Origin of the sequence: Streptomyces sp. NPDC079167 (assembly GCF_040686735.1) — a bacterium.
Classification (GTDB): Bacteria; Actinomycetota; Actinomycetes; order Streptomycetales; family Streptomycetaceae; genus Streptomyces.
This window is the reverse complement of sequence record NZ_JBFBLO010000044.1, coordinates 1-6558: the sequence shown is the minus strand read 5'-3', so window position 1 is coordinate 6558 and position 6558 is coordinate 1. Positions and strand designations below refer to the sequence as shown.

5 protein-coding genes are annotated in these 6558 nt (G+C 68.7%); 2 read left to right on the top strand and 3 right to left on the bottom strand.

Annotation, left to right across the window (positions count from 1 at the left end):
- Positions 1 to 271 precede the first annotated feature (271 nt).
- Positions 272 to 589, bottom strand: coding sequence for a hypothetical protein (locus AB0P41_RS35785; protein ID WP_365936176.1), 318 nt, complete (start codon positions 587 to 589; stop codon positions 272 to 274).
- 185 nt (positions 590 to 774) lie between these two features.
- The gene (locus tag AB0P41_RS35780; RefSeq protein WP_365936175.1) at positions 775 to 3399 is read right to left on the bottom strand and encodes a Helicase associated domain protein; all 2625 of its coding nucleotides are present in this window, start codon (positions 3397 to 3399) and stop codon (positions 775 to 777) included.
- A gap of 165 nt (positions 3400 to 3564) precedes the next feature.
- On the opposite strand from AB0P41_RS35780, the gene AB0P41_RS35775 reads away from it, so the two are divergent.
- Together AB0P41_RS35775 and AB0P41_RS35770 are read left to right on the top strand one after the other, a co-directional pair.
- The gene (locus tag AB0P41_RS35775; protein ID WP_365936174.1) at positions 3565 to 5139 is read left to right on the top strand and encodes a helix-turn-helix transcriptional regulator; all 1575 of its coding nucleotides are present in this window, start codon (positions 3565 to 3567) and stop codon (positions 5137 to 5139) included.
- The gene (locus tag AB0P41_RS35770; RefSeq protein ID WP_365936173.1) at positions 5139 to 5714 is read left to right on the top strand and encodes a transcriptional regulator; all 576 of its coding nucleotides are present in this window, start codon (positions 5139 to 5141) and stop codon (positions 5712 to 5714) included. The genes AB0P41_RS35775 and AB0P41_RS35770 overlap by 1 nt, the downstream gene beginning before the upstream one ends.
- A 654-nt stretch (positions 5715 to 6368) precedes the next feature.
- On the opposite strand, the gene AB0P41_RS35765 is transcribed toward AB0P41_RS35770, so the two are convergent.
- Positions 6369 to 6558 (bottom strand): transposase (locus tag AB0P41_RS35765; protein ID WP_365936172.1); only part of this gene is annotated, 190 nt, incomplete at its 5' end.

Here is a 6558-nt window from a genome sequence, read left to right as displayed (position 1 = left end):
ACGCCACCCCCGCAACTACCTGGCCTTTCTCGGCCTCGCCGCCGCCCTCTGCTGCTATAAACGACTCGCTCGACTCACCACATAGGACACGGTCTTAGATCTTCCTTTGTGTATGACGATGGTCTGATGTTGGTGGGGCTGGCGGGGTCGGCTGACCTTTGCGAGGCGGGTGGTGTGACATCCGGGGCGGTAGTCGTCTTAAGTCCGTCTCATCCCAAGGCGCCCAGGTCTGCTTCGCGTGGCTGGCTTATCGGTCTAGCCCGATAGGTATTCAGTCGGTGGTTACGTCCAGGGAAGCAATGAATCGGCGAGCCTCCGCGCTGCTCACGCCGGTCTCGTCCTGCACCAGTCTGACGGCCTCGAGGTGGCCCTCCTCGGACTGCAGCAGCCGGATTCGTGAGGCGAGGCTGCCGCCTCCGAACTCGGGTTGGACCTGCTCGCGGAGAAAACGGCGACCTTCCACGGCATCGCGGAATCCCTTGGCAGTCTCCAAGGAGAAGCCTGTCAAAGACCGCAGTTCCTTGATGACCTTGATCTTCGGTGTTTTAGCCAATAGGTCGGCTATGTACAGAGGCAACGAGGGGTTCATGTGATCAATCTAGCCAGGACGCGAGCAGCGAGGTCCGGCCGGTCGCCCCGGCTCCTCAAGTCCCTCCTACGAGGCCCTGTTCCAGTGGATTCCCGCCTGAGGGAGGCTCGTCGGCCCCGCCCGCTGACGTAACGCGTACGGCGCCCGCCCCGGATCCCCCGAGGCGGGCGCCGTTGTCCGTGGGGTCAGGCTGCCCAGTCGAGTCCGAGTGTGGCGAGCTGGGCGAGTTTGTCAGCGGCGAGCTTGGCCCTGCGGGTCTTGCTGTTCGTGAGAAACACACCCAGCTTGACCCCGTGTTCTTCGCCCTCGATCACCACGGTTTCGACGTGGCCCCGGGGCACGGTCAGGGTCCCGGTGCGGTTCTTGTACTGCTGAAGCGCGAGGACACCTCGCTCGAACGCCCCGGCACCGCCTGCCGCCGTTTTCTTGGCCGGCACTGCGGGCAGGGGCGTCAGCCCGAGTCCTTCCAGCCGCTGCCGCTGCTCGGGCAGCAGTCCCTGCCACACGGTGTGTTCGCGCTGGCGGTTGATCCATGCGCCGACGTCGCAGCCGTGGACGAGGACCCCCGGCAGGACCTCGGTGAGCCCGGTCTCCTCGGAGAGCAGGGTGCGCGCGGTGGCGTAGTGGCGCTGCCACTCGATCGACCACTCCGGGTTCCACTCGGGGTCGATGCTCTCCAGCGCGGCCCGCCGCTGGGCTGCCCGCTCCTTGTCCTTGCCGAGCCCGCCGGCCTTGCGGAGGTTGGCGAGCCACTGACCGACCGCCACCCCCTCAACGACCGCGTCTTTCGGGGCGGCGAGCGTGCCGTGCATCGCGTGGTAGGTCCGGGCCGCGGTGAGGTTGCGCCAGAATCCGGCGTCCGCGACCGACCACACCATGCCCACCTCGTTCAGGAGATCGGCCCGCCAGGCTTTCAGGGTGCCGAGGCGGAAGGCGCGGCGCTGCTCGCTGACCCATGCGCCCAGCGCATACGTGATGCGGTCCTCGCCGAGCTCCACCGACGCGTCCAGCGGAACCTCGGCGCTCCCGTGCTCGCGCACCCAGTGGCGCAGGGCGTTGTATCCGGTGAGCCAGACCTCGGAGTCGGGGTGCAGGACCCGGGTCCGCAGGAACAGGGCGACGTCCCCGGGATCGCGGGGGAGGGAAAACCGCAGCAACGGCGCGTTGCTCTCGGGGTGTTCCTCCTCGGTCGCGTCGTCGTCCGCACCCTCCTGGGCGGTGGCCTCTGTCGTCTCCTCGTCCGTGCCGGTCTCGGTGCCGGCCGTCGCCTCGATGTCGTGGTCGGCGTCGTCCTCCTGGACGTCGCCGTTGTCGCCTTCCTCGCGGACCGGATCGAGTGCGACCACGGACGTGGCCTGTCCCCGGGCCGTCGTGGTGGACAGCGCCATGCGCTCGATGACCCGTTCGTCATGTGCGCGCAGGCCCTGGAGGACTGAGACCAGGGGGCGGTAGCTGGCGGAGGCAATCATGTCGGAGGGATCCTCACCCGGCTCCAGGAACACGGGCACGATGATCCGGCTGACCTTGCCTTCTCCGGGGTCCTGGCGCAGGCCCCGCCCGATGATCTGGACGATCTCCACCGGCGAGCTGCGGGTGTCCGCGAAGACGACCGCGCCGACACCGCGCTTGCCCCTGATGTCGACGCCTTCACCGAGGACCCGGCAGCTGGAGAGGACACCGAGGTCGGTGACCCAGCCGTCTTCGTCGATGCCGTCCGCGAACCGGTCCAGCACGACCCTGCGGTGCGCGGCGGGGTGTTCGCCGCACAGCCACTCCGCACCGACCCGCCCCGGATAGGTGACGGGGTCGGTCGCGTGGAGCTCGGCCGCGGTCTCCGGCAGTGCGCGGGCGAAGGCCATGGCGTCCAGGGTCCGGGCGTGGAACGTCATGAACGAGCGCACCCCCGTGGTGTCGGCGTGCTTGAGCAGTGCCTCTTGCAGCGCGGCGAGCCGACGCCCGCGCCGCTCCTCCACGGTCGCGTCCGCCCCGGGTGCCTGCGGGTCCCGGATCTCCAGGACGTCGATCTCGAACCGCGCGAGGACCCCGCGCTCGACACTTTCCATCAGTCCGAACTCGAACAGCACCGGCCCGTACAGATCGATGTCGTCCATCGAGGCGACCAGGCGCCCGCCGGTCTCGTCCGCGCCAACACTTCCGGGGGCTGCCTCCCACAACCGGGGGGTGGCCGTCATGTACAGCCGCCGCTGCGCAGGGATCCGCGCCTGGTCGTGCACGGCCGCCCACGCCTTCGCGGCATCCCCGGACGTTCTGTGGGCTTCGTCGACCACCAGGAGGTCGAAGGGGCGCATGGTCTGGCCGTACGAGCCGCGCAACGCCTGCTCCAGCACACCCGGTGCCGCGCTGTCCTCCTCGTCGCCCTGGTCGTCGGCGAGGCCCTGCGGGGACAGGCTCGCGTACGTCGCGAACACGAGCATCGGGCCGGCCTGCGCGGTCCACAGGGCGAGCTGGGTGGGGTTGGTCGTGCACCGCACATCGAGCGCGTCCAGCAGCGGGTCCGCGCCGAGGCTGCACACCGCGACCGCCGGGGCGATGTGCCCGACCGCCCGCCACTCCTCGATCGTCTGGGTGAGGAGATCGAGGGTCGGGACCAGGACGCCGACCATGCCCCGGGGGACCATGCGCAGCGCTGCCACGGCCGCCGTGATCGTCTTGCCCGAGCCGGTGGACATGTGGACCTGCCCGCGCTGACCGGAGGCGGGCACGGAGCCGTCCGTGGGGAGCGAGAGTCCCTCGATGATCGAGTCCACGGCCTCGACCTGATGCGGCCGAAGCGCGATAACGCTCTGCATACCCACCACTCCCGGAGATCCACGTCGTCCGAAGCACCGGACGCCGTTGCTTCCCGCATCGCCGTTCCGTTGTGCCGATGACGACCGTAGCGCACCCGCACAAGGTTTGTTCACTGAACGTCCAATCTGACGCCGAAAGTCGTCCAAATACGCTAGGGTCGCGGCATGAGTCAAGAGAACAGCGTGGAAGCGCTCCTCGAAGAGGCACGGCTGAACGCCTCGATCCCGCCCCCTGCCGAGCGCCAGCGCCTGCGGGAGGCCGCGAACCTGTCCCGCGCCCAAGTCGCCGCAGCCGTGGGCGTCGGGCGGACCACGGTCGCCAACTGGGAGACGGGCCACTCGGATCCGACCCCGCCCGGACGCCTGCCGTACCTGAAGCTGCTCAAGGGCCTCGCCGAGATCTACCCAGCCACCGCTACCCCCGCGCCCGCAGCCGCGCTCGAACCCACCGCGGATCCCGCGCCCGTGCCGCCCGCGTTCGTCGCGGCACCGGAGACGCTGCGCGGCCCGGACGGGCGCGCCATCGAGGGAGACCCCGGCCCCTGCATCCGCTGCGGCATCGAGACGACCTACCAGTCGACCGACGGCCGCCCGCTGCACTCCGGGGCCCTGTGCCAGCCCGCCGACCCGCAGACCGCGCCCGCGGCCTCCAGCCCTTCAGGGGTGCCCGCACCGGCCGCCGCTCCGGTGGATCCCGCGCCCGCATCGCCCACCCCTGCGCCCGTGCCGAGCCGGCCGGAGCGCCGCGCGCGCAGTGCCGCCCGCGCCCAGGCCGACACCACGCTGCTCATCAGCCGCGCCGTCCAGGAGGAAGCCGAGCGTGCCGGCGGGGACGAGGAAGCGGCGCTGAAGGCGCTGATCAAGCGGGCGATTCCCGACGTGATGCACCTGTTCAACGAGACCCGGGCCACCGCCCGCTACGACTACACCGCCTACCCCGCTCTCCCGGACATCCTGAAGAAGCCGTCCAAGAGGGATCCGGACCAGATCTGGGAGGCCCGCCCCAAGTTCCATCACCCCGGCTACTCGATGAAAGCCGCAGGTGAGGTCCGGGTGACCGCGTTGGACGTGAACGCGGCCTACTTGAGCGCCCTGAAGTGCTGGTTGCCGATCGGGAAGCTGGAGCACAGCACCGGCACGGACGGTGTGGAGCCGAAGCGCTCCGGGGTGCACCTGATCACCCCCGCCGAGTGGACGCACCCGAACCTGCCTGACCCGATCGGCGACCGCGACGAGCCGGGCGCCCTGTGGGTCACCAACTCAACGCTTCGGCTGCTCCAGCGGCTGTCCGGCCCGAAGTACGGCCTCACCGACGCTCCGGTCATCCACGAGTCCTGGACCTCCGGCGCGACGGAGAACTTCCTGGACGCGCTGCGCAAGCTGCTGTCCGCCGCCCGGGACGAGGCGATCGAGAACCGGGACACGCTGACGCTGGAGTACGTCAAGGCGATGTACAGCAAGTTCATCTCCACCATGGGGGAGTCGATCCACAACCGTGAGATGGTCCGCCCCGACTGGATGCACATCATCCACTCCCAGGCCTACGCGAACCTGTGGGGCAAGGCGTACAAGGCCCATCAGGCGGGTCTGCACGTCGTCGCGATGATGGGCACCGACGAGCTCCACGTCACCGGCGACTGGCGGCAGGTGTTCCCTGAGGGCCGGGGCGTGTCCCAGATGAAGGTCAAGCACGGTGACACGAAGGCGTCCGGTGAGTACACCGTCGGCAAGGTCGGCTGATGGCCGGCCGCTGGATGGACCTCGGAATGTTCAACGCCCGGGGCATGACGGGCGCGGACGCCCTCGGCGTCGCCATCGAACGTATGGTGACCGGCATCGCGTCGGACGTGGAGAGCGACCGCGGCCTCGCCGCCCGCTTGAACTACCTCACCAAGACCGACGCGGGATACGAGGCGATGGACCGTGCCGGGATCCACGTCTCCCCGCGGACTCTCATGGCCTGGCTCGCGGAGGAGCGCCGCCCGAACAAGGCGAACCGCGGCCGGCTCGATGCCGCGTACTGGGACCTGCGCCGCCGCAACGTGGCCGCCGACCTCAAGAAGCGGCTGAACAACCACGGGCGCGGAACTCGTGTCGAGATCAACCCCGTGGACCAGTCCCGTGTGGAAGAGAAGCACCAGCGGGACTTGTCCAGCCGCAGCATCACCGTCCGGGGCGTCTGGGACCGCGCCGTCGACGCCTGGATGGACGACGACCTGGAGGAACTCGACGCCATCTGGGACCTCATCATCGAGGACCTCGGATCCGACTACGACGCCTACACCAACGTCTCCTCCATCGGCTGGGCAGCCTGACACGCGCGAACCCCAGCGCACCGCCCCCGGCATTCGAGCGACACCGTTGGCGAATGTCTTGTGCCAACGGAGGTTGGTGATCGCTAGGTTTGTGCCATCAAAGTTGAACGGCTGCTCGGAGGGGTGAACGTGGAGGACTCGCAGGTCACCTTCCGCTTGGAGCTGGGCGTAACCGGGTTCCGCGACCGGGGTGACCCACCCCTGCCGAGTACCGATCCCCAGACATGCCGTGCCGCCTGGTATGCCGCGGCGCGGGCTGCGGGCGGGAAGGTCGAGGACTTCACGGAGTAGGAGTACCCGCAGAACTTCCACAGCGCCACGATCAGCGATCGGGACGCCGCACACATCGCCCTGTTCCACGCTCACTACCCGCTGATCGCCTTCGTCGGAGACCGGCGCTACTGGTACACCGACGAGTTCCAGGAACCTCCCACTTGGGCCGCCGTCCTCACCGACATCGGCTTTGTCGTCTTGAGCGCAGCACAGCTCCTGTTGCCGCTGACGGAGTCGGACACCTCTGTTCTGTCTGCGACGGAGTGGCGTCAGATCAAGCACTGGCGACCGGAGAGCCTTGGCGCAACACTTTTCAACTCGTGGGACTGACGGCTCCGCGGCCCCTGTTGAACGCAGGCCTGCTGTGTCTGAGATGTCCTCTCATTTGGTGAGTCTGCGATAACAGATGAGGGTGCAGGCGATGCTCGTGAAGGCGAGGAAGTGCTCGGCTTTGCGCTCGTAGCGGCGGTGGAGATGGCGGCAGCCGGCGAGCCACGACATGGTGCGTTCGACGGTCCAGCGGTGGCGTCCCAGTCGCTGTGATGACTCGATTCCCTTGCGTGCGATGCGT